The organism is Streptomyces sp. NPDC005151, assembly GCF_053599875.1.
In genome coordinates this window covers 248,620-270,776 of sequence record NZ_JBSFYR010000001.1, presented here as the reverse complement: position 1 = coordinate 270,776, position 22,157 = coordinate 248,620, and the positions used below count along the sequence as shown (strand labels likewise).

The window sequence follows — 22,157 nt, the reverse complement described above, 5'->3', positions numbered from 1 at the left end:
ATCGGGCCAGGGGACCAGCCGGGTCCTAGGACTCCGGCCCCATGAGGTCGCACCGCCACGACACAATGCAACGAGGCGCGATGCCGGGCAATGTGCAGATTTGCGTTCAAGAAAAGGACGGACCTCTTCCGCAGGCCGCCCGGTACCCTTCGCCACCTGTTGTGACTTGAGTCACAGAGCGAAATATTTGTTGACCCTGCGTACCGGGTGCACAGCTCACTGTGATTCAGTGGCCGTGACACTGCGATCAAGTACGTCGATATGAAACCTGGAGTGCTGTCGAGGTCTCGGGGAGTGCGAGCAATGGAGGCCGAGTCGGAGCCGTACGTTCGTCTGGCGACGATGCGGCAGCTGCATCAGGCCGTCGCCGATCTCAACACGGCGCGGAGCCTGGCCGACACACTGCAGACCGTGGCCGACGGAATCGTCGCCGGTCTCGGGTACGAGCTGGCCTGCGTCAACCTCGTCCGCCCCGACGGCGAGCTCGTCGTCGCCGCGTTCGCGGGCAACACCGCCGCCGAAGCGCTGATCACCGGCCGCGTCGGCTCGCGCACCTCCTGGGAGCGCAGGCTCTCCATGGGGGAGTGCTGGGACGAGCTCTGTTTCATACCGCACACCGACGGCTGGGTCCTCCTCGACGACGACGTACCGCAGTGGCACACCGAAGGTCCCGAGCCTCGCTTCGAGGACGAGTGGCATCCGCAGGACCGGCTCTACGCCCCGATGCACGCGTCCGGCGGCGGCCGGGACCTCCTCGGCGTCATATCCGTCGACCGCCCGCGCAACGGCCGCCGCCCCGGCGCCTGGGGTCGCGAGGCCCTCCAGATGTACGCGTCCCAGTCGGCCATTGCGATCAGCAACGCCCGGCTCCGAGCAAACATGCAGCGTGCCCTGGTCCGGCTCGAACGGGAGCAGCAGGCGCTGCGGGCCAGCGAGGAATCCTTCCGCCAGGCCTTCGAGTACGCCCCCAGCGGTATGGCCATCGCCGAGATGGGCGGCGACCAGCACGGCCGGCTGCTGCGCACCAACGACGCACTGTGCCGGCTCCTCGGCCGGCCCGCCTCCGTCCTGCGCCGCTATTCCTTCGCCGACCTCGTGCACCCCGAGAACGTCGGCACCCTGCTGCGTACGTCCGCCGAGGGCGGCCGCGCCGAGCTGCGGCTCGGGCGCCGGGACGGCACCTATCTCTGGGTCTCGCTGCGCAACTCCGTCGTCGCGGACACCGCCGACGGCCCCCGCTTCCTCCTCACCCATGTGGAGGACATCGAGGAGCGCAAGCGCCACGATCTGCACCTCGCGCACCGCGCCTCGCACGACGCGCTCACCGGCCTGCCCAACAGCGCCGAGCTGCGCGCCCGGCTCGGCGCCCGGCTCTGCGAGCGCCCGTACTCGCCGGCGGCCACCGCCGTGGAGGCGCTGGACGCGGCGTACGGCGACGTCGAGGACATGGACGCCCGGATGCACGGCTTCCGGGCCGACGGCTTCGAGGCGGACGCGGTGGCGGGCGGCGGCCCGTACGACCACCATGTGCACGCGGTGGCGCCCGACGGCGAGCAGGACGACGGGACGAAGGGGCTCGCGGTCCTCTTCTGCGACCTCGACGGCTTCAAGTCCATCAACGACCGCTTCGGGCACCACACCGGCGATGCCGTCCTGATCGAGGTCGCCCGGCGGCTCACCACCTGTGTGCGCGACGGCGACACCGTCGCCCGGCTCGGGGGCGACGAATTCGTCGTCCTCGCGGACGGGCTCGGTGCCGCGGACGCCGCAGACCTGGCCGTACGGTTGCGTAACGCCATCATTCCCCCCATTCGGGTGGATGGCCGTGCAGTGCGCGTCGGGGCGAGTTTCGGGATCGGCTGGGCCGGCTGCGGCATGACCGCCGAAGAGGTGCTGCGCTCCGCCGACCAGCGGATGTATGTGGAGAAGCGGTCGCGGTCGAAGGTTCACCGCAGGGCCGGCTGACGTTCACGGCAGGTCCGTTCCCGTACCCCGCCCCGGTTCCGGCACGGCACCCCGAAGGGTGATGGCAATTCGTGGTGTGCTCCGTTCGAGGTAGGCTCGGCCGGTCGGCGACGGCCGGCGATATTCGGCGACGGCTGGCGACATGGTGAGGAGTGACCCAGGGATGACGGCCGGGAACAACGGCGCAAGCACACCCGAGGACGACGATCCGTTCGGCTACCTGTACGAGGACGGGCAGGCGCCCGGCGCCCAGTCGCCGCGGCAGGGCGGCTACGGCTATCCGGGTCCTGCCTCGCAGCCCGGCGTGCCCAGAACCTCGTACAACCAGGTGCGGACGGTCGGCGAGCGCCAGTACGGGCAGCAGGTGCCGCAGCAGCCGTACGGCGGGCAGCAGCAGGGGCAGTACGGCGGGCCGAACGCCCAGTACGCCGCCCCGGAGACGTACCCCGGCGGCGGTCCCACCGCGCACGTCCCGGTGCAGGGCGGCCGCGGACGCAGCGGCGGTCCCGGCAGCGGCGGTCCGAACACCAAGGGCCTGCTGATCGGTGCGATCGCGGTCGTCGCGGTCGTGCTCGTCGGCATCGGCGTCGCGATGATCACGAACGACGGCAAGGACGGCAACAAGAAGGACGAGGCTGCCACCTCGGCCGGTCCCGCCGGTCAGGTCGAGGAGTCCCCGAAGCCGAAGCAGTCCGACACGTCCTCCGAGGCCCCGGCGGAGCTGCCGAAGCAGGACGCGGCGACGCTGAAGCTCGGCGGCACGGCCACGCTCGACAACTCGGTCAAGGGCGCGAAGAGCGCGAACGGCCAGTACATCAATCTGAACGAGGTCGGCAGGTCCGCGACCTGGTCGGTCGACGTGCCGGCGGCCGGCGAGTACACGCTGTTCGTGACGTACGGCGTGCCCGGCAAGGACGCCAAGACGTCGCTGACGGTGAACACCGAGGCCCCCCGCTCGATAAACATGACGAACTTCGCGCACGCCCCGGACGGCGACCTGGAGAAGGGCTGGACGACGACGTACGCCTACGTCAACCTCAACAAGGGCCCGAACACGCTGATGATCTCGTGCAACGAGGGCGACCAGTGCGACGCCAACCTGGACCAGCTGTCGCTGAAGGCCGGCCACCAGACACGCTGAACCCCGAACGAAGTCCGGCCCCACCACCCGACGAGGGCGGTGGGGCCGGTTCTGTATGTGCCGGGCGGGTCAGCCCATCAGGCTCAGGAACCCCGCCACCGTCGTGGCCATCGCCTCGCGGCCCGGGACGATGTACTTGCGCGGGTCGACGCCCGTCGGGTTCTCGGCCAGGTACGCGCGCACCGCGCCGGTGAACGCCGTGTTCAGCGCCGTACCCACGTTGATCTTGCGCATGCCGGAGGCGACCGCCTGGCGGATCTCCTCGTCCGGGACGCCGCTGGAGCCGTGCAGCACCAGCGGGACCGGGACCGCGTCGCGCAGCCGGCCGATCAGGGCGTGGTCCAGGGCGGCGGTGCGCTCCGTCATCGCGTGCGAGGAGCCGACCGCGACGGCCAGCGCGTCGACGCCGGTCGCCGCGACATAGGCGGCGGCCTCGGCCGGGTCGGTCCGGACGCCGGGGGCGTGGGCGTCGAGCGGGGCCTCGCCCTCCTTGCCGCCGACCTTGCCGAGCTCCGCCTCGATCCAGATCCCGCGCTCGTGGCCCCAGGCGACCGCGTCGGCCGTGGCCCGCACGTTCTCCTCGTAGGTCAGCTTCGAGGCGTCGAACATCACCGAGCCGAAGCCCTCGTCGTGCGCCTGGTGCAGCAGTTCCACGGACTCGACGTGGTCGAGGTGGAGCGCGAGCGGCGCCTGGGAGGCGCGGGCGACGGCGGCGGTCGCGGCGGCGATGGCGGAGAGCCGGCCGCCGTGGAACTTCACGGCGTTCTCGGAGATCTGCAGGATGGCGGGCGCCCCGGCGCGTTCCGCGCCCGCGGCGATGGCCTCCGCGTGCTCCAGTGTGATGACGTTGAAGGCGGCGACTGAGCGTCCGTCGGCCTGGGCGGCCGAGACGAGTTCACCGGTGCTGACGAGCGGCATGCTGCCCCCTGAGACTTCGTGTGGTGCGGGATGATCCGGGACGGTGCCGGGCGCGCGATGCGGGCCGGTTCCGCGCTGCTCAGAGCCCGTCGGGTGACCTTCGATCGGAAAGCGGACGCGGTCTGGTCACGATTCCAAGGCGCCGGAAGGCCCTCGTAGCGGAGCTACGAGGGCCTTCGGCAACGCGGGGAAGCGTGCGTGCCAGGCCGTGGCCGCCCGATCAGAGGTCACCCGACGGGCTCTCAGACCGTCGGTGCTTGTTCCTCGATGCCGACGCGCGGCAACAGCTCCTCGTACGCCGCCCGGTCGAACTCCCCGGCCGCCGGTGCCAGCACCGTCGCCGTCGACAGTGCCACCGCCCTGCGCAGCCGGTCCGGCCAGCTCAGCCCCTCGACGAGACCGGACAGCAGCCCGGCCACCGCGGAGTCGCCCGCTCCGGTGGGGTTGCCCGCGACCCGGTCCGGCGGCGCCGCCCGCCAGGCGCCCTCGGGTGTGACGGCGAGCATGCCGTCCGCGCCGAGCGAGGCGATCACGCCGTGCGCGCCCCGGCGGCGGGCGTCACGGGTGGCGCGCAGCGGGTCGCGGGAGCCGGTGAGCTGGGCGAGCTCGTCGGCGTTCGGCTTGATCAGGTCGGGGCGGGCGGCTATGCCCCGGCGCAGCGGTTCGCCGCTGGTGTCGAGGAGAACGGGGACCTCGGCGGCGCGGGCGATGCGGACCAGTTCGGCGTAGGCGCCGATGTGGATGCCGGGCGGCAGGCTGCCGCAGAGTGCGACCGCGTCCGTGCCGGAGAGGAGCTTCTCGTACGTGGTGAGGAAGGCGGTCCACTCGTCGGCGCTGACGAGTGGGCCGGGTTCGTTGAGCTGGGTGGTGTCGCCGGTGGCCGCGTCGACGACCGCGATGGTGCGGCGGGTGTTCCCGGCGACGGGGACGAGTGCGTCGCGCGGCGGGAGGTCCGACAGGAGCTCGCGGAGTACGGCTCCGGTGGCGCCTCCGGCGAAGCCGGTGACCACGGTCTCGTGGCCGAGTGCGGAGAGCACCCGGGCGACGTTGAGTCCTTTGCCGCCGGGGCGTTCGGATATGTCACCGACGCGGTGGCTGGTGTGCGGGACCAGCGCCGGTACGCCGTACGTCAGGTCGAGTGCCGTGTTCAGCGTGACCGTGAGGATCACCTCGGACACCCCTTCGATCCGTGCCGGAGCGCGAATCCCTTGCCAGAACGCGCTTTCCCTGCTGTTTACGAAGCGATCATGCCAAAGAGAGAGCGGTCGGCCCAGACCTCCGGGCCAACCGCTGTCTCTTCGTTACGTATGCGGCCCACTGTCAAGAATGGCTGAAATCACCCGAGTTCGGGTTCAATAACCCATTCGCCCTTGCGCATGACGCCCTTGAGCGCGAAGTCTGCGTCCAGGACCACGAGGTCCGCGTCCTTGCCCGGGTCGAGCGAGCCGACCTTGTCGTACACGCCGAGCAGCCGTGCCGGGTTGGCGGAGATGGACTGCACGACGTCCTCGACCGGGATCCGGTCGAGGGTGACGGCCCGGCGGAACGCGGTGTCCAGGGTGAGCGTGGAACCCGCGATCGAGTTGCCCTCGACGAGCCGGGCGACGCCGTCCTTGACCTCGACGGCGAGCGGACCCAGCTGGTACCGGCCGTCACCGAACCCGGCCGCGTCCATCGCGTCCGTGATCAGCGCGACGCGGGCGGCGCCCGCGTGGTGGTACGCCAGCCCCAGGGCGGCCGGGTGCAGATGCGTACCGTCGTTGATCAGCTCGACGGTGATCCGCTCGTCCTCCAGGAGAGCGGCGATCGGACCGGGATCGCGGTGGGCGAGCGGCGGCATCGCGTTGAACAGGTGGGTGGCGACGGTGGCGCCCGCATCGATCGCCTCGACGGTCTGCTCGTACGTCGCGTCGGTGTGCCCGATCGCGGCGATCACGCCGTGCTCGGCGAGCAGCCGCACCGACTCGATGCCGCCCGGCAGTTCGGTGGCGAGCGTGAACATCTTCGCGGTGCCGCGCGCCGCGTCCATCAGCTTGCGGACCTCGGCCGGGTCCGGGTGGCGCAGCAGCTTCTCGCTGTGCGCGCCCTTGCGGCACGGCGAGATGAACGGGCCCTCGAAGTGGATCCCGGCCAGGTCGCCCTGCTCGACCAGCTCGGAGAGGATGCCGGCCCGCTCGGCGAGGAAGTCCATCTCGCCGGTGACGGTGGAGGCGACCAGGGTGGTGGTGCCGTGCTCGCGGTGGGTGCGGACGCCGGTGAGAACCTCGTCCACGGTGCCGGAGGTGAAGGACGCGCCGCCACCGCCGTGGTTGTGCATGTCGACGAAGCCGGGGACGACCCAGTGGCCGGTCAGATCGATGGTCCGGGCACCCTCAGCCGGACCTGGGGCACCCGAGTACGGGGCTGACGAGGCCGGGGGGCGTGGGGGGTTGCTGCCGGTGAGTGGTTTCCACGTGATGCCCGCGATCTGGGTGCCCTCGACGATCACCTGGCCGTTCTCGACGGTCCCGGTGGGAAGAACCACCCGGGCCCCGGCGAGAACCGTGCTGTCTGCGCGTCCGGCCATCAGGCGGATACCTCCGTGGAGAGAAGATCCCAGGCGAGCAGCCCTGCGCCCAGGCATCCGGCGGTGTCCCCGAGGGCCGCCGGGACGATGTCGGGCAGCTTCTGGAACGTGACACGTTCCTCGACGGCCGCACGGAGTGGTACGAACAAGGTTTCCCCCGCCTCGGCGAGACCGCCACCGATGATGAGCGTGCGGGGGTCCAGCAGGGTCAGCGCGGTGACCAGCCCGGCGGCGAGCGCGTCGACCGCGTCCTGCCATACCCGTACGGCCGCGGGGTCGCCCGATTCGACGGCCTTCGCGCAGTCCGCGGCGTCGGCCTCCGGGTCCCCCGACGCGGCGGCCCAGGCGCGGCTGACGGCGGAGGCGGACGCGAGGGTCTCCAGGCAGCCGCGCTGTCCGCACCCGCAGTCCGGCCCGTCCGGCCGGACCACGATGTGCCCGATCTCGCCGGCGTACCCGTGCGCGCCCGCCTCGATGGTGCCCGCGATACCGATGGCTCCGGCGATGCCGGTACCGAGCGGGACGAACAGGAAGCGGTCGGCGTCCTTGCCCGCGCCGATCCTGCCCTCGGCGAGGCCGCCGGTCCTGACGTCGTGGCCGAGCGCGACGGGTACGCCGCCGAGTCGTTCGCCGAGCAGGGTGCGCAGGGGGACGTCGCGCCAGCCCAGGTTCGCGGCGTAGACCGCGATCCCGTTCTCCGCGTCGATGATGCCGGGCACGGCGACACCGGCCGCGACGGCGCTCTCGCCGAAGTGTTTCTCCCCGTGGGTGCGCAGTTCCGCGGCAAAGGCGAGGATCGACTCCACGACGGAGTCGGGTCCGCGCTCCCTGCCGGTCGCGCGCCGAGCCTCGTGCAGCAGGGTGCCGTCGGCCCCGACCAGTGCGGCCTTCATTCCGGTGCCGCCCACATCGAGGGCGATGACGTGTTTCACGGGAGACAGTTTCGCCCGAGGACCCCCGATAGGTCTAGTCCACTTTCGCCGTTTGTTGAGGATCCATACAAAAGTGTGGCAAAGCCGCTGGACCGCGCCCCGGACCGCGCCTTCGACCGGGCCTTCCGCCGAGCTCAGGGAGCCAGGATCACGCTGCGCGACAGATTGCGGGGGTGGTCCGGGTCGTATCCCTTCGACTCGGCGAGCGCCACCGTGAGCCGCTGAGCCCGGATCAGGTCCGCCATCGGGTCGGCCGTGGCATGGTCTTCGCAGCGTGTCGGCGCGGGCGTGGTGGGTCGCTCGATCGGGTGAGGGGTTGACAGCTGCTTGGCTGGGAGCATGCACGAGGTCGGCAAGGCGGTCGAACCGGGCGCCAACCCGGCCGCCGTGCTCGGTTCGATCTCGGCGGAGGCGTCGAAGGCGGAGGACGCGGAGTAGCGGGTGGCCGGGTAGCGGGTTCGGGGGCGGGCGATATGTTGGCTCATATGACCGCCCCCGACGACGGCTCCGCCGAAGCGGAGCCCCCTGCCGGCAGCCCCACCGACCGCCCTGGCACCGGGCTCTCCGACCGGGAGCGTGCGGTCCTGGCCGTGGAACGGCGCTCGTGGCCCGGCCCGGGGGCGAAGGAGCGGGAGATCCGGGAGGGCCTGGGCATCTCGCCGACGCGCTACTACCAGCTGCTGAACGCGCTCCTGGACGACCGGCGGGCACTGGAGGAGGACCCGGTGACGGTGAACCGGCTGCGACGGATCCGGGAGGCTCGGCGGGGGCGGCGGTGACATCGCGGCATCGCTGTACGTCCAGGGTCCTTCGTTTGGATCAGGCCGGATCGGGGAGCGGGAGTCCGGGGCAGAGCCCCCGGTTCCGGGAAGAGGCGGGCAGGGGAACAGGCCGGCCGCAGTCGCCGGCCGTAGCCGCACCGCACCACCCCCGATACCCTCGACCCATGGGCAGCACTCCGGAACAGCCTCTGCCGACCCCCACCACCCCGGCCGGCCGCGAAGGCCTCGCCGCTCTCCTCGCCCGCCCCGACCGTGCCGTCGTCGCCCTCGATTTCGACGGCACCCTCGCCGAGATCGTCCCGGACCCGGAGCAGGCCCGCGCCCACCCCGGCGCCGTCCCGGCCCTGGCCGCGCTCGCTCCGAAGGTCGCCTCCGTCGCCGTGATCACCGGCCGCCCGGCCGACGTCGCGGTCCGGCACGGCGGCTTCGCCGGAGTCTCCGGCCTCGACCACCTCGTCGTTCTCGGCCACTACGGCGCCGAACGCTGGGACGCCGTCTCCGGCACCGTCCACGCCCCCGCCCCGCACCCCGGCGTAGCCGCGGTCCGCGCCGAACTCCCGGGCGTGCTCGACCGGTTCGATTCGTGGCACGGAACCTGGATCGAGGAGAAGGGCCGGGCGCTCGCCGTCCACACCCGCCGCGCCGCCGACCCGCAGGCCGCGTTCGAGGCCCTGCGCGGCCCTCTCGGCGAGCTCGCCGCCCGGCACGGACTGATCGTCGAACCGGGCCGCCTGGTCCTGGAGTTGCGCCCGCCGGGCATGGACAAGGGTGTGGCGCTCGCACAGTACGCACGGGAGTTGGACGCCGAGTCCGTTCTGTATGCGGGTGACGACCTCGGCGACCTCGCCGCGTACGCCGCCGTGGAGAAGCTCCGCACCGAGGGCCCCGACGGCATCCCCGGCCTGCTTGTCTGCAGCGGCAGCGCGGAAGTGCCCGAACTGGCCGAGCGGGCCGATCTGCTGTTGAACGGCCCGGGAGCCGTCGTGGAGTTCCTCTCGGCCTTGGCGCACCGTCTCCGGTCGGATCCCACCGAGGTGTGACGGGCCGCGTCACTCCTGCCGCAGCGCCTCCAGCTGGTCCAGGAACCACTGCTGCGGCGGCAGCGCCGTCGCCGCAGCGGCCAGCCGCTCCGTGCGCGCGGCCCGTTCGTCGTCCGCCATCGTAAGAGCCTCGTGCAGCGCCGCCGCCGTCGCGGACACGTCGTACGGGTTCACCACGATCGCGTCGGCGCCCAGCTCCTCGTACGCCCCCGCCTCCCGCGACAGCACCAGCGCGCAGCCGTGGTCGGAGACGACCGGGACCTCCTTGGCGACCAGGTTCATGCCGTCGCGGATCGGGTTGACGAGTGCCACGTCGGCCAGCCGGTACGCGGCGAGCGAGCGGGCGAAGTCGTCCCTGACGTGGAGCACGACCGGCGTCCAGCCCGACGTGCCGTACACGGCGTTGATCTCGTCGGCGACCCGCTGCACCTCGGCCGTGTAGTCGCGGTACACCGCCAGGTCCTGCCGTGAGGGGTACGCGAAGGCGACATGGACGACGCGCTCACGCCATTCCGGCCGCTCTTCGAGGAGCGCGCGGTACGCGAGCAGGCCGCGCACGATGTTCTTGGACAGTTCCGTTCGGTCCACTCGTACGATCGTCCTCCGCCCGGGGCCGACCTGCTCCCGCAGCGCCGCCATCCGCTCGTCCACGTCCGCCTCGTGCGCGCGCCCGCGCAGGAAGGCCGCGTCCGCGCCGAGCCCGTGCACCCCGACCCTGGTCCGGCCGGTGCCGCCCAGGATCTCCGTACAGCAGCCGATGAACGCGTCCGCCCAGCGCCGGGTCAGGAAGGCCGCCCGGTCCGCGCCCAGGATGCCGTGCAGCAGCTGCTCGGCGATGTCGTCGGGGAGCAGGCGGAAATAGTCGACGGGCGCCCACGGGGTGTGCGAGAAGTGGCCGATCCGAAGGTCGGGGCGGAGCTCGCGGAGCATGCCGGGCACCAGCGCCAGGTGGTAGTCCTGCACCAGCACCGCCGCACCCCGGCCCGCCTCCTCGGCGAGCGCTTCGGCGAAGGCCCGGTTGTATGTCTCGAACGACGCCCACTGCCGCCGGAACTCCGCGTCGAAGACCGGTTCCAGCGGCGTCTGGTACAGCATGTGGTGGACGAACCAGAGCACCGAGTTCGCGATGCCGTTGTACGCGTCCGCGTGGACGGCCGCGTCGATGTCGAGCATCCGAACGCCCTGCTCACCGACCCCGCGCCGGACCGCCTCCCGGTCCCCGTCACCGAGCGCGGCACACACCCACAGCTTGTCCCTGACGGCGCTCAGCCCGGAGACGAGCCCGCCGCCGCCGCGCTTTGCGTCGAGCGATCCGTCCGTGGCGAGGGTGTACGACACAGGGCCGCGGTTGGACGCAACGAGGACCTGGGCAGCGGACTGGGCTTCGTGCGCGGAGACCATGTTGCGGAATCTAGCCCGATCACGAACCGCCCAAACGTGCGAAGTCAGGCCACGTCAGGCCGCGCGGCGCGAAACGTACTCCTCGATCTCGCGCATCGGGGGCCGCTCCTCGGTGTCCACCGCATGGGTGCGCGGTACGAAGCCGTCCTCGCCGCGCTCGAACTGTGTGAGCGAAGGCCGTACCAAGTGGCCGCGGGACAGGCGGAGTTGAGCGGTCCGGTAGATCGCCGCCGCCATCCGGCCGAGCGCCTGCCCGTCCTGGTGGCGGTGTTTGCGCACCCCCACGTCGACCTGGGCCAGCGCGTCCAGACCCACCGTGTGCAGCGCATCGACCAGGAGGCCCAGTTCCACTCCGTAGCCGACGGGGAAGGGCAGCCGTTCGAGGAGGGAGCGGCGTACGGCGTACTCGCCGCCGAGCGGCTGGACGAAGCCGGCCAGCCGCGGCCAGTGCAGATTGAGCAGCGGACGGGCCACCAGTTCCGTGACGCGACCGCCCTGACCCGCGGTGTCACCCAGGGGACGGTCGTACATCGCCTTCACGAACTGCACCCCGGGGTCGGTGAGCAGCGGGCCGACGATGCCGGACACGAAGTCGGCGGAGAAGTCCTTCAGGTCGGCGTCTATGAAGCAGACGATGTCACCGCTGGTGACCAGGAGCGAGCGCCACAGGACCTCGCCCTTGCCGGGGAGCGCGGGTATGCGCGGGAGTATCGCGTCGCGGTGCACCACCCGGGCGCCCGCCTTCCGGGCGACTTCCGCCGTGCCGTCCGTCGAGCCGGAGTCGATCACCAGCAGCTCGTCGACCAGCGGCACCTTCTCCATCAGCTCGACCCGGATCGTCTCGACGATGGCGCCGACCGTCGCCTCCTCGTTCAGGGCAGGCAGCACCACGCTCACGCTGCCGCGCCGCGGATCCCGGCACTTGGCGGCGACGAGCCGGTCCAGCGGGCGGTCGGCTGCCGACCAGGAACGCCTGGCCAGCCAGCGTTCGACCTCTTCCAGCACGGTCGATACTCCCTGTATGTGATCCATCTCGCGGTTCGGACGACTGTCTCAACCGTCCGGGGCTTCGGTTACAGTCTTGAACAACGCGGATGACCCTCGCATGTCGGGGTCCTCCGCCAATAAATGCCTGGATCGGTGATCCAGTGCCATAGCGCTCATCCAGAGGGACTGAGGGAACGGCCCGTTGAAGTCCCGGCAACCCTCCCGCCGACCGCGAGGTCAGGTGGGGAAGGTGCCAATTCCGTCTCGTGGCGAAATGCGCCGCGAGGAAGATGAGGAGAAAGGGCCTCGCCATCATGGCTGCGCAGACTGTTGCGGTAAGCACCGATTCTTCCACCGGCGCCGTCGATCTCGGCCCCGCAGCGGCGCTCTCCTGCCGCGAGTGCGGAGAGCGTTTCGAGCTCGGTCCCCTTTTCGCCTGCGCGTCCTGTTTCGGGCCGCTCGAAGTGGCGTACGACCTGCCGAGCGGCTCCCCGGACGAGCTGAAGAAGCGTATCGAGGCCGGACCGGACAACATCTGGCGCTACGCGCCGCTGCTGCCCGTCCCCGCCGATGTCGCGGACAAGCCCAACATCAACCCCGGCTTCACCAAGCTGGTCAAGGCCGACAACCTCGCCCGTGAACTGGGCGTCACCGGCGGTCTGTACGTCAAGGACGACTCCGGCAACCCGACGCACTCCTTCAAGGACCGCGTCGTCGCGATCGCCGTCGAAGCCGCCCGCGCCTTCGGTTTCACCACTCTCTCCTGTTCCTCCACCGGCAACCTCGCCGGTGCGGTGGGCGCGGCCGCCGCCCGGGCTGGCTTCCGGTCCTGCGTGTTCATCCCGCACGACCTGGAGCAGGGCAAGGTCGTCATGGCCGCGGTGTACGGCGGTGAACTGGTCGGCATCGAGGGCAACTACGACGACGTCAACCGCTTCTGCTCGGAGCTCATCGGCGACCCGCTCGGTGAGGGCTGGGGCTTCGTCAACGTCAACCTGCGCCCGTACTACGGCGAGGGTTCCAAGACGCTCGCGTACGAGATCTGCGAGCAGCTCGGCTGGCAGCTGCCCGACCAGCTCGTCATCCCGATCGCGTCCGGCTCGCAGCTCACGAAGATCGACAAGGGTCTTCAGGAGCTGATCAAGCTCGGTCTCGTCGAGGACAAGCCGTACAGGATCTTCGGCGCCCAGGCCGAGGGCTGCTCCCCGGTCTCCACGGCCTTCAAGGCCGGTCACGACGTCGTGCGCCCGCAGAAGCCGAACACGATCGCCAAGTCCCTGGCGATCGGCAATCCGGCCGACGGTCCGTACGTCCTGGACATCGCCCGCCGCACCGGCGGCGCGGTCGAGGACGTCAACGACGAGCAGATCGTCGACGCGATCAAGCTGCTGGCCCGCACCGAGGGCATCTTCGCCGAGACGGCGGGCGGGGTGACGGTCGGTGTGACGAGGAAGCTGATCGAGGCGGGTCTGCTGGACCCGACGCTCACCACGGTCGTCCTGAACACCGGTGACGGCCTGAAGACGCTGGACGCGGTCGCCCCGACGACCGGCCCGACCGCGACCATCCGGCCCAGCCTGGACGCGTTCCGCGACGCCGGCCTCGCCGACAGCTGACCCGACCACCCGAGACGTAAGGAAGGCACCGACATGAGCGTCAAGGTCCGTATCCCCACCATCCTGCGCACCTACACGGGCGGCCGGGCCGAGGTCCCGGCCGAGGGCTCGACCCTCTCCCAGGTCATCGAGTCGCTGGAGCAGAACCACCCGGGCATCGCCGCGCGTGTCCTGGACGACCAGGGCAAGCTCCGCCGCTTCGTGAACGTGTACGTCAACGACGACGACGTGCGCTTCGAGGGCGGCCTGGAGGCGGCCACCCCGGACGGCGCGGGCATCTCCATCATCCCGGCGGTCGCGGGCGGCTGCTGACCCGTAGTCAGCCCTGCGGCCGACTTCGCAGCGTTACCGGAATTGCCCCCTCTGCAAGCTAAGCGGAGGGGGAAATTCTGAATGGTTGAGCGCGGTACAGTGGGGGAAGTCCCCTCCGCTGCCCGTGCCGACCGCATATGAGAATGCGCCCGCCCGCGACAAGATGCAGCCAAAGTGCTCGAACTCCTTGCGCCGTAAGTGGCCTTTGTCCGGCCCGACTTGCCCTGGAATCGCGCAAATTCCTCATATTCGGGCGTTCGGTTCTGCCCAGAATTCTCGTCCGATTGACCTGTTGCAGAGGGCAGTTGGGCAGATACATTCGGCCGCGGTCGACGCGTTCCGGCGCACGCACCCTCTCCTGTCGGAGGGTGAGTTCTGACCCGGGTCCGCGAAGTGCGGTCCTGTGCAAGGGCCAGTAATAGGGGAGTTGGGCATGGCTCAGGGCACCGTCAAGTGGTTCAACGCGGAGAAGGGGTACGGCTTCATCGCGGTCGACGGTGGTGCGGATGTTTTCGTCCACTACAGCGCGATCCAGATGGACGGGTACCGCACCCTCGAAGAGGGTCAGCGAGTTGAATTCGAAATCTCGCAGGGCCAGAAGGGGCCGCAGGCGGACATGGTCAAGCTCGCCGTCGGCTGAGCTCGGCGCGGTCGGCCAACGACACTACTCACGCACGAAGGGTCCGTACCCCCTCCGGGGGAGACGGACCCTTCGCGCGTCCCGGAGTCGTCCCGGAGCCCGCCTGCGACCGCGCCACCGCGGTCCGGCGCCATCCGCGAACTCGAAGGGGCGCTTGCACTCGCAGGGGTCGAGTGCTAATCATTGGGCGTTAGCACTCTGACGTTGAGAGTGACAGAAGGACCGGGTCGGTGAGGCCCGCAGGCCGGGCGGGGCAAGGAACCGTCAGGCACGCAGGCCGTCCGTCGCGGGCGCCACACGGTCCGGAGCAATCCACCCCTGTCCGGGAGGACCACTTCACATGGCCAAGATCATCGCGTTCAACGAGGAAGCGCGGCGCGGCCTCGAGCGCGGGATGAACCAGCTCGCCGACGCCGTCAAGGTGACCCTCGGCCCCAAGGGCCGGAACGTTGTCCTTGAGAAGAAGTGGGGCGCACCCACGATCACCAACGATGGTGTCTCCATCGCCAAGGAGATCGAACTCGAGGACCCGTACGAGAAGATCGGCGCAGAGCTGGTCAAGGAAGTCGCCAAGAAGACGGACGACGTCGCCGGTGACGGTACGACCACCGCCACCGTTCTCGCCCAGGCACTCGTCCGTGAGGGCCTCCGCAACGTCGCCGCGGGTGCGAACCCGATGGCCCTCAAGCGGGGCATCGAGAAGGCCGTCGAGGCCGTCTCCGCCGCTCTGCTGGAGCAGGCCAAGGACGTGGAGACCAAGGAGCAGATCGCTTCCACGGCCTCCATCTCCGCCGCCGACACCCAGATCGGCGAGCTCATCGCCGAGGCGATGGACAAGGTCGGCAAGGAAGGCGTCATCACCGTCGAGGAGTCCCAGACCTTCGGTCTGGAGCTGGAGCTCACCGAGGGTATGCGCTTCGACAAGGGCTACATCTCGGCGTACTTCGCCACCGACATGGAGCGCATGGAGTCGTCCCTGGACGACCCGTACATCCTGATCGTCAACTCCAAGGTCAGCAACGTGAAGGACCTCCTTCCGCTGCTGGAGAAGGTCATGCAGTCCGGCAAGCCGCTGCTGATCATCGCCGAGGACGTCGAGGGCGAGGCCCTGTCGACCCTGGTCGTCAACAAGATCCGTGGCACCTTCAAGTCCGTCGCCGTCAAGGCTCCGGGCTTCGGTGACCGCCGCAAGGCCATGCTCGGCGACATCGCCATCCTCACCGGTGGCACCGTCATCTCCGAGGAGGTCGGTCTCAAGCTGGAGAACGCCGGCCTGGACCTGCTGGGCCGTGCCCGCAAGGTCGTCATCACCAAGGACGAGACGACGATCGTCGACGGCGCCGGTGACAGCGACCAGGTTCAGGGTCGCGTCAACCAGATCCGTGCCGAGATCGAGAACTCCGACTCGGACTACGACCGCGAGAAGCTCCAGGAGCGACTGGCGAAGCTGGCCGGCGGCGTGGCCGTCATCAAGGCCGGTGCCGCGACCGAGGTCGAGCTCAAGGAGCGCAAGCACCGCATCGAGGACGCCGTTCGCAACGCGAAGGCGGCCGTCGAGGAGGGCATCGTCGCCGGTGGTGGCGTGGCGCTGCTGCAGGCCTCCGCCGTCTTCGAGAAGCTGGACCTCTCGGGTGACGAGGCGACCGGCGCCAACGCCGTCAAGCTGGCGCTGGAGGCCCCGCTCAAGCAGATCGCCGTCAACGGTGGTCTCGAGGGCGGCGTCGTCGTCGAGAAGGTGCGCAACCTGCCGATCGGTCACGGCCTGAACGCCGCGACCGGCGAGTACGTCGACATGATCGCCGAGGGCATTCTCGACCCGGCGAAGGTCACGCGCTCCGCTCTGCAGAACGCCGCGTCGATCGCCGCGCTGTTCCTGACCACCGAGGCCGTCATCGCCGACAAGCCGGAGAGGGCCTCTGCGGCCGCTCCGGGCGGCATGCCGGGCGGTGACATGGACTTCTGATCCTGACGGATCGGTAAGTGCCTGTACGTCGGCCCCCGGGACCAGTTGGTCCCGGGGGCCGATGTCATGTCCGGGCCGGTGCGGCCCTACGGCGTGAACACCATCGCAGGGAAGCGGGCCGAAGGCCCGTCCAGCAGAGGGTCGTCGTGCCCGCGCAGCCACCGGTCGAAGAACGACACCACGTACACGGCGGGGCAGGCGTCGGTGCGCTCAGGCGTTGGGGCGCTTGCCGTGGTTCGCCTTCTTCTTCTTGCGACCGCGTCGCTTGTTGCCTCGCTTGGCCATGGTGAATACCTCCTTATGTCGGGATTTGTCCATGCGTCAGCCAGTTTAATACCGCACCCACATGTGGGGTCGTGGTCTCGGCGTCGGTGGTGGCGTGGCGCTGCTGTGGTCAAGCCGGCGGATGTGGCGACCGATGACGGAACGCCACGGGCGCACCGCCGACCGGCAGCGGGCAGGCCGCACGGTCGGCCGGTCCTGACGCCGGGGGAGATCAGAGGGCGTAGTTCTTGAGTTTGTCGGTGTCCAGGGTGATGCCGACCGGGGCAGGGAGCGAGACTGTGTCTCCGTACGCGTGCGAGGTGCGGCTTCGGTACTCACCCTTGTGCGGGTCCGTGTAGACCACCAGCTTTTCCGCGTCACGGTCGATGAGCAGGTACACAGGGATTCCGGCGGCCGCGTAGCCGTCGCGCTTCTCGACGTGGTCGCGCCGGTCGGTGTCCGAGTTGTGCGACGTGACCTCCACGGTCATCAGGACGCCGTCCGGTGCCGCCCATTCACCGGTCTGGCCGACGAAGTGGTCGAGGGGCGCGAGAGCGCCGTCCGCCCGGGCGCGCCCTCCCCGATACGTCTCCACCTGAAGGCCCTGCTCCGGATAGAGGGCCAGCTCGGGGCGGTGCTGCATGCACTGCCGGAGCAGCCACATGACGATCGCCCCACGGATCTGGTCCGGCACCGGCTTGACCTCCAGCTTTCCGTTGATGAATTCGAGCGTCACGGTCTCGGGAGCGGACCGGGCGAGCTGCTCGAACTCCTCGACGGACATCTGTGCGTGGTCAGCGGTGCTGGGGGTCATGGCGTCGCCTCCTCCCCACCATCGTGCCCCGCTTTCGGCGCGCGTGAGCTGAACCGTCATGTCCGTGTCCTCTCGGTTCGGGGCACCATCGCCGCCCGCACCTCCGCCATCCGGTCACGGACCCCGCCGGCCGGGTTCCCGCGACTGCCCGCCGGTACGGGGACCTGCTCGCCCCGGCACGGTCCGCACTCGCCGCCTGGCAGCGCCTCCGGCCGCCCCGGCGCGCCGCACTTCGCGCATTCCAGGACCCGCAGCACGGTGCGTGGGGTGTGCGGGGCAACCCGTTCGGGTGGCATTTTGGCGGTCAGGCGACTGCGGACCAGTGCCGCCGCGTGATGCACCGGCACCGGCAACCCGTCGGTCAGCGCGTGCAGCAGCTGTACCTCGGTGGCGCCCCGGTCGAACCACAACGTGACGTACGGCTCCAGCGCCGCGCAGTCCGCCACCGACAGGCTCAGCGCGGGTGCGGTGCGGCCGAGCGCGGCGAGCAGGACGAACGCCCGGGAGCGGGTGGGCCGTTGCTGCTCCGGCGGCACGTCGCCCCTGGTGAACGCCGCCCACCAGTCGTCGTCGCGAGGCGTGCGGGAGAAAAACGTACGCGTCACCCAGCGCGCGCTGCCCGAGCCGATGACGTGTTCGCTGCCCCGGCGCAGATGCCCGGCCCGCTGAAGGTTGTTCAGCGCGGTCCGCAGCGCGCACTGCCCGTACGGGAGCACCTTGGCGAGGGTCTTCACGGATATGTCGGCGCCGTCCGGAAGCCCGTCGACATAGGCGGCGACAGCGGCCTCACGCGGCGGCAGGTGCGCGAAATCGTGTGCGGTACGGGGTTGTTGGCCGTGGGCGGACCGCTTGCCGTAGCCCGGATTGGCCATCGGGTGCGGCTGTGCGTGAGGAGGTACGTGCGGTGCGCACGGGGCAGCACTAAGCTGGCTGTCAGCCATTTGATCGCCTGTTTCGATCTCGTTGGTCAGACCCCTGTTCGGTGTTCCAGCACCGACAGGGGTCGTTCGTTATTCGGAACGCTAGAGCGTTCACACCGCGTGTGGCAAGCCGGTCACGAAAAGTGAACACGCCTGCTGGGGAGGGTGGGTGGGGAGAGGTCCCCCACCCATTCCTTGGAAAGAGGGCTCGGAGTGCGGGGCTTGAGCCCCGGGCCGTACGGGCCGTCGCCGGCGCAACGTCAACGCCCGCCACCCCCACGTCCTGACAGCCCAACGGCGCGAACGCGCCCGCGTTCGCAGCGAGGAAGGCGTTCGCTGGGCCATGGACGCCGCATCGGCGCTGCGCGAGCAGCAGGACCTGGACTTCGTCGTGGCTCCGCTGCCGAGCGTCCGTGGCGAGACGGTGCGCCGGCTCGGGGACCGCTACGGCGTCAGCGTCTTTCCGTACTCGGACGGCGTCCCCGGCGACTTCGGCCAAGCGCTCGCCGCATCGCAACGCGGCCCGGTCCCGGACATGCTGGCCCAGCACGGTCGCCCAGCAATTGAACTGCGAGCAGTGCGTGGCCAGTTGCCATGAGTCCTCCGGGTCCATGGCGGAATTCTGCAGAGTCGCGTCATTGCAGACAGGTCGGCGGCAGGCGACAGTGGAGGGCATGAACGCTTCGCTTCGTGATCCCCACCTCGTGGTGATTGCGGTGTTCCCCGGTATCGACGCGCTGGATGTGACCGGCCCTGCCGAGACGTTCGCCATCGCGAATCAGATGCTGCGATTGAGAGGAAGGTGTACGGACTACGAGGTACGCCTGATCGCTCAGCGACGCGGTCCGGTGCCGACCTTCTCCGGCGTCCAGCTGTACGTCGAGCACGAGTTCGCCGAGCAGCGGGAGCCGATCGGGACGCTGGTGGTGCCCGGCCGGGTGGATATCGGTGCGGACGGCGCGGTGCCGCGAGTCGACCCCGGGGTGGTGACGTGGCTGCGCGAGGTGGGGCCGTCCGCGGCGCGGGTGGCGTCGGTGTGCGCGGGTGCGCACGTCACCGCTGCCGCCGGGCTGCTCGACGGCCATCGTGCCACCACCCATTGGGCCACGGCCGGGCGGCTCGCCTCGGAACACCCGGCGATCGAGGTCGACGCCGACCCCATCTTCGTGCGGTCCGGGCGGATGTGGACCAGTGCCGGGATCACCGCCTCGATCGACCTCGCCGTGGCGCTGGTCGCCGAAGACCACGGCGACCAGGTCGCACTCGACGTCGCCCGCGCGATGGTGATGTACATGCAGCGGCCGGGAGGACAGAGTCAGTTCAGTGTCCCCCTGGCTCAACTCCCGGGCACCCGTGAGGACGTCCACAGTCTGCGACGCTGGATCGGCGAGCACCTCGACGGCAACCTGTCGGTGCACGCGCTCGCCGACCGGATGGCGATGAGCGAACGGCACTTCGCCCGCGTGTTCCTCGCCGAGACCGGCAGCACACCCGGCGCCTTCGTCGAACAGATGCGGCTGGAAGCGGCCCGCCGCCTGCTCGAACGTACCGACCGGCTGACCACCGACATCGCCAGGACCTGCGGGTTCGGCTCAGTCGAGACCTTCTACCGCGTCGTCCGCGACCGCCTCGGCACCACCCCCGGCGAATACCGGGACCGCTTCCGGATCTCCGCCACAGCCTGACCCCTGGCCCCTGACCCCGGCACGGCGCGACAGCGCGCCGTGCCGACCCTCGGCGTGCCCGGGACCACCCGACCACGCACTGGCAAGGAGAACGACCACCATGAAGATCACCGTGACACACATCGGCACCGCGACCGTCCTGCTGGAGATCGGCGGGCTCCGCCTGCTCACCGACCCCGTCTTCGACCCGGCGCAGTCCGAATACCCCTACGGGCCCGTCGTCCTGCGCAGCACAGCCGGCCCCGCGATCGCCGCCGGCGATCTACCGCGAATCGACGCCGTCCTGCTCAGCCACGACGAGCACGCCGACAACCTCGACGTCACCGGCCGGACCCTGCTCGCCGGACGCCCGGTGGTCACCACCGTCAGCGGCGCCGAGCGTCTCGGCGGCGCGGCGATCGGACTCGCCCCGTGGGCCACCCACGAGCTCACCGTGGCAGGAAGAACCCTCCGCATCACCAGCACCCCCGCGGAGCACATCGGCGACGTCGTCGGCTTCGTCGTCGAAGTCCCCGGCGAGAACGAAGCCGTCTACATCTCCGGCGACACCGTCTACATCGACGAACTCGACGAGATCAGCCGCCGGTTCACCATCGGGATCGCCCTCCTGCACCTCGGCGCCGCCCGCTTCAAGGAGTACAAGGACAGCCAACTGATCAGCATGGACGGCGACCAGGCCGCCGCGCTCACCCGCTCCCTCAACGCCCACACCGTCGTGCCCATCCACTACACCTCCTGGCGGCACTTCACCGAGGATCGCGAAGACGTCACAGCCCGCTTCGCTGCCGCCGGGCTCGCAGAGCGCCTTCACTGGCTCACTCCCGGCTCCCCTGAAGACCTCGGCTGACCTCCGTGCCGGGCCTCGGCACCCACTCCGAGGGCGGCGCACAAGTCCTTGCACCGCAACGGCTGCCCGGAGTCGGCCACATGCATCCGGCAGACGCCCGGCCATCGCCTGAATCGACTTGCGCCGACAGTCCAGCTCAGCCCCCGCAGATGGCACTCGCCCTGCGAACGCTGATCCCGCCTGGGCACCGAGGTAAACACATGCGTCACGAACTGCGCCAACTCCGCCCGCAGCCTTTCCACACCTGCCGCACATCGGCATCCTCGAACCCCATGTCCCCTTAAGGAGCGAGTTCCTCATGAAATACCGAAAGCTCGGCGCGAACGGCCCTGACATCTCCGCCCTCGGCCTCGGCTGCATGGGCATGTCGGGCGTCTACGGACCCGAGACCAGCGACCCCGACGAGTCCGGCTCCATCAAGGTGATCCATCGCGCACTCGATCTCGGCGTCACTTTCCTCGACACCGCCGACATGTACGGCGGTGGCAGGAACGAGCGCCTCGTCGGCCGCGCCCTGGCGGGTGCGCGCCGTGACGAGGTGATCCTGGCCACCAAGTTCGGCTTCCACCCCGGCGACGACGGCGTCCAGACGATCCGTAACGACGCGGCGTACGTCAGCGAGGCCGTGGACGCTTCGCTGGCCCGACTCGGGGTCGAGCACATCGACCTGTACTACATGCACCGCCGCAACCCCGACGTGCCGGTCGAGGAGTCGGTCGGCGCCATGGCAGAACTCGTACAGGCCGGCAAGGTGAAGCACCTGGGCTTGTCCGAGGTCAGCGCCGCGACTCTGCGCGCGGCCAACGCCGTACACCCGATCGCGGCGCTGCAGAGCGAGTATTCGCTGTTCACCCGCGGCATCGAGGCGGAGATCATTCCGACGGCGCGCGAACTGGGCGTCGCGATCGTCCCCTTCTCCCCGGTCGGCCGCGGTCTGCTCACCGGGACGATCACGACGTTGGAAGGCCTGTCCCCGGACGACTTCCGCCGCCAGAACCCCCGGTTCCAGGGCGACAATCTCGAGGCGAACCTGAAGCTCGTCGTCGAATTGCGCGCGATCGCCGAGGAGAGCGGCCACAGCGCCGTCCAACTCGCACTGGCGTGGCTGCTGGCTCAGGGCCCGGACATCGTGCCGATTCCCGGGACCAAGCGGATCACATACCTGGAGGAAAACACGGCTGCCGCCGAGGTCGAGCTGACGGCCGGACAGATTGCCCGTATTGAGGCAGCCGTCCCCGCAGGCGCCGTCATCGGTGAACGGTACGCGGCTTCCGGACGGGCGTACCTCGAACGTTGAGGTGGTCTTGGTACTCCAGCCGGACTTCTCCGCTCCCAGGTCGTGACCAGCGGGAATGGCGAAGTCC

General features: G+C 70.1%; 21 protein-coding genes, 2 pseudogenes and 1 riboswitch. Of the genes and pseudogenes, 12 read left to right on the top strand and 11 right to left on the bottom strand.

The annotated features are described in order from the left end of the window. Positions 1 to 303 precede the first annotated feature (303 nt). Positions 304 to 1,965, top strand: a complete 1,662-nt coding sequence (gene cdgB / locus ACWD6R_RS01355) for a diguanylate cyclase CdgB (protein ID WP_451816790.1) — start codon at positions 304 to 306, stop codon at positions 1,963 to 1,965. A 163-nt stretch (positions 1,966 to 2,128) separates the two neighbouring features. After that, complete coding sequence (locus tag ACWD6R_RS01350; RefSeq protein WP_451816789.1) at positions 2,129 to 3,106, top strand: carbohydrate-binding protein; 978 nt, start codon at positions 2,129 to 2,131, stop codon at positions 3,104 to 3,106. A 69-nt stretch (positions 3,107 to 3,175) separates the two neighbouring features. Here the strand turns inward: ACWD6R_RS01350 and ACWD6R_RS01345 are convergent, their stop codons facing one another. The 5 genes and pseudogenes from ACWD6R_RS01345 to ACWD6R_RS01325 all read right to left on the bottom strand — a co-directional run. Next, the gene (locus tag ACWD6R_RS01345) at positions 3,176 to 4,024 is read right to left on the bottom strand and encodes a class II fructose-bisphosphate aldolase (protein ID WP_451816788.1); all 849 of its coding nucleotides are present in this window, start codon (positions 4,022 to 4,024) and stop codon (positions 3,176 to 3,178) included. Positions 4,025 to 4,266: 242 nt separating this feature from the next. Beyond that, positions 4,267 to 5,193 carry a 1-phosphofructokinase family hexose kinase gene (locus ACWD6R_RS01340; protein WP_451816831.1) on the bottom strand — a complete coding sequence of 309 codons (927 nt, stop codon included), beginning with the start codon at positions 5,191 to 5,193 and terminating at the stop codon, positions 4,267 to 4,269. A 167-nt stretch (positions 5,194 to 5,360) separates the two neighbouring features. Continuing rightward, positions 5,361 to 6,590, bottom strand: a complete 1,230-nt coding sequence (gene nagA, locus ACWD6R_RS01335; RefSeq protein WP_451816787.1) for an N-acetylglucosamine-6-phosphate deacetylase — start codon at positions 6,588 to 6,590, stop codon at positions 5,361 to 5,363. Next, positions 6,590 to 7,483: an ROK family protein gene (locus tag ACWD6R_RS01330; protein WP_451816830.1), complete on the bottom strand. Its 894-nt coding sequence runs from the start codon at positions 7,481 to 7,483 to the stop codon at positions 6,590 to 6,592. Before ACWD6R_RS01330 ends, nagA begins: the two co-directional genes overlap by 1 nt. 173 nt (positions 7,484 to 7,656) lie before the next feature. Further along, positions 7,657 to 7,785, bottom strand: a pseudogene (locus ACWD6R_RS01325) (sugar isomerase); the annotation flags it as partial. Positions 7,786 to 8,007: 222 nt separating this feature from the next. On the opposite strand from ACWD6R_RS01325, the gene ACWD6R_RS01320 reads away from it, so the two are divergent. Together ACWD6R_RS01320 and otsB are read left to right on the top strand one after the other, a co-directional pair. Then, a complete protein-coding gene (locus tag ACWD6R_RS01320; RefSeq protein WP_451816786.1) occupies positions 8,008 to 8,301 on the top strand; it encodes a DUF3263 domain-containing protein in 294 nt (97 codons plus the stop codon). Positions 8,302 to 8,468: 167 nt separating this feature from the next. Further along, entirely contained in the window at positions 8,469 to 9,344 is an 876-nt protein-coding gene (gene otsB, locus ACWD6R_RS01315) for a trehalose-phosphatase (protein WP_451816785.1), read from the top strand. Between the two features lie 9 nt (positions 9,345 to 9,353). Here otsB and ACWD6R_RS01310 read toward each other — a convergent pair whose 3' ends face one another. Both ACWD6R_RS01310 and ACWD6R_RS01305 read right to left on the bottom strand, forming a co-directional pair. Continuing rightward, on the bottom strand, positions 9,354 to 10,745 hold the full coding sequence (locus ACWD6R_RS01310; protein WP_451816784.1) for an alpha,alpha-trehalose-phosphate synthase (UDP-forming): 1,392 nt from the start codon (positions 10,743 to 10,745) through the stop codon (positions 9,354 to 9,356). A 54-nt stretch (positions 10,746 to 10,799) separates the two neighbouring features. Continuing rightward, entirely contained in the window at positions 10,800 to 11,750 is a 951-nt protein-coding gene (locus ACWD6R_RS01305; protein ID WP_451816829.1) for a glucosyl-3-phosphoglycerate synthase, read from the bottom strand. A gap of 152 nt (positions 11,751 to 11,902) precedes the next feature. Continuing rightward, positions 11,903 to 12,029, top strand: a riboswitch (SAM riboswitch). Positions 12,030 to 12,046: 17 nt separating this feature from the next. Between ACWD6R_RS01305 and thrC the strand changes: the two genes are divergently transcribed. From thrC to groL, 4 genes are all read left to right on the top strand, one after another. Then, the gene (gene thrC / locus ACWD6R_RS01300; RefSeq protein ID WP_451816783.1) at positions 12,047 to 13,348 is read left to right on the top strand and encodes a threonine synthase; all 1,302 of its coding nucleotides are present in this window, start codon (positions 12,047 to 12,049) and stop codon (positions 13,346 to 13,348) included. Between the two features lie 33 nt (positions 13,349 to 13,381). Next, positions 13,382 to 13,660, top strand: coding sequence for a MoaD/ThiS family protein (locus ACWD6R_RS01295; protein ID WP_405685704.1), 279 nt, complete (start codon positions 13,382 to 13,384; stop codon positions 13,658 to 13,660). A gap of 433 nt (positions 13,661 to 14,093) precedes the next feature. Beyond that, a complete protein-coding gene (locus ACWD6R_RS01290) occupies positions 14,094 to 14,300 on the top strand; it encodes a cold-shock protein (RefSeq protein WP_003967346.1) in 207 nt (68 codons plus the stop codon). A 340-nt stretch (positions 14,301 to 14,640) separates the two neighbouring features. Further along, the gene (groL, locus tag ACWD6R_RS01285) at positions 14,641 to 16,263 is read left to right on the top strand and encodes a chaperonin GroEL (RefSeq protein WP_451816782.1); all 1,623 of its coding nucleotides are present in this window, start codon (positions 14,641 to 14,643) and stop codon (positions 16,261 to 16,263) included. 210 nt (positions 16,264 to 16,473) lie between these two features. Here groL and ACWD6R_RS01280 read toward each other — a convergent pair whose 3' ends face one another. The 3 genes from ACWD6R_RS01280 to ACWD6R_RS01270 all read right to left on the bottom strand — a co-directional run bounded on the left by ACWD6R_RS01280 (position 16,474) and on the right by ACWD6R_RS01270 (position 18,213). Beyond that, the gene (locus tag ACWD6R_RS01280; RefSeq protein WP_099504217.1) at positions 16,474 to 16,548 is read right to left on the bottom strand and encodes a 50S ribosomal protein bL37; all 75 of its coding nucleotides are present in this window, start codon (positions 16,546 to 16,548) and stop codon (positions 16,474 to 16,476) included. A 211-nt stretch (positions 16,549 to 16,759) separates the two neighbouring features. Further along, positions 16,760 to 17,341, bottom strand: a complete 582-nt coding sequence (locus tag ACWD6R_RS01275) for a Uma2 family endonuclease (RefSeq protein ID WP_451816781.1) — start codon at positions 17,339 to 17,341, stop codon at positions 16,760 to 16,762. 56 nt (positions 17,342 to 17,397) lie between these two features. Next, positions 17,398 to 18,213 carry a hypothetical protein gene (locus ACWD6R_RS01270; RefSeq protein WP_451816780.1) on the bottom strand — a complete coding sequence of 272 codons (816 nt, stop codon included), beginning with the start codon at positions 18,211 to 18,213 and terminating at the stop codon, positions 17,398 to 17,400. A gap of 391 nt (positions 18,214 to 18,604) precedes the next feature. On the opposite strand from ACWD6R_RS01270, the gene ACWD6R_RS01265 reads away from it, so the two are divergent. The 3 genes from ACWD6R_RS01265 to ACWD6R_RS01255 all read left to right on the top strand — a co-directional run bounded on the left by ACWD6R_RS01265 (position 18,605) and on the right by ACWD6R_RS01255 (position 20,793). After that, a complete protein-coding gene (locus ACWD6R_RS01265) occupies positions 18,605 to 18,859 on the top strand; it encodes a hypothetical protein (RefSeq protein ID WP_451816779.1) in 255 nt (84 codons plus the stop codon). Positions 18,860 to 18,935: 76 nt separating this feature from the next. After that, the gene (locus ACWD6R_RS01260) at positions 18,936 to 19,946 is read left to right on the top strand and encodes a GlxA family transcriptional regulator (RefSeq protein ID WP_451816778.1); all 1,011 of its coding nucleotides are present in this window, start codon (positions 18,936 to 18,938) and stop codon (positions 19,944 to 19,946) included. 100 nt (positions 19,947 to 20,046) lie between these two features. Then, positions 20,047 to 20,793, top strand: a complete 747-nt coding sequence (locus ACWD6R_RS01255) for an MBL fold metallo-hydrolase (protein WP_451816777.1) — start codon at positions 20,047 to 20,049, stop codon at positions 20,791 to 20,793. Positions 20,794 to 20,877: 84 nt separating this feature from the next. Here the strand turns inward: ACWD6R_RS01255 and ACWD6R_RS01250 are convergent. After that, positions 20,878 to 21,035, bottom strand: a pseudogene (locus ACWD6R_RS01250) (IS701 family transposase); the annotation flags it as partial. 56 nt (positions 21,036 to 21,091) lie between these two features. On the opposite strand from ACWD6R_RS01250, the gene ACWD6R_RS01245 reads away from it, so the two are divergent. Then, complete coding sequence (locus ACWD6R_RS01245; protein WP_451816776.1) at positions 21,092 to 22,090, top strand: aldo/keto reductase; 999 nt, start codon at positions 21,092 to 21,094, stop codon at positions 22,088 to 22,090. Positions 22,091 to 22,157: the final 67 nt, after the last annotated feature.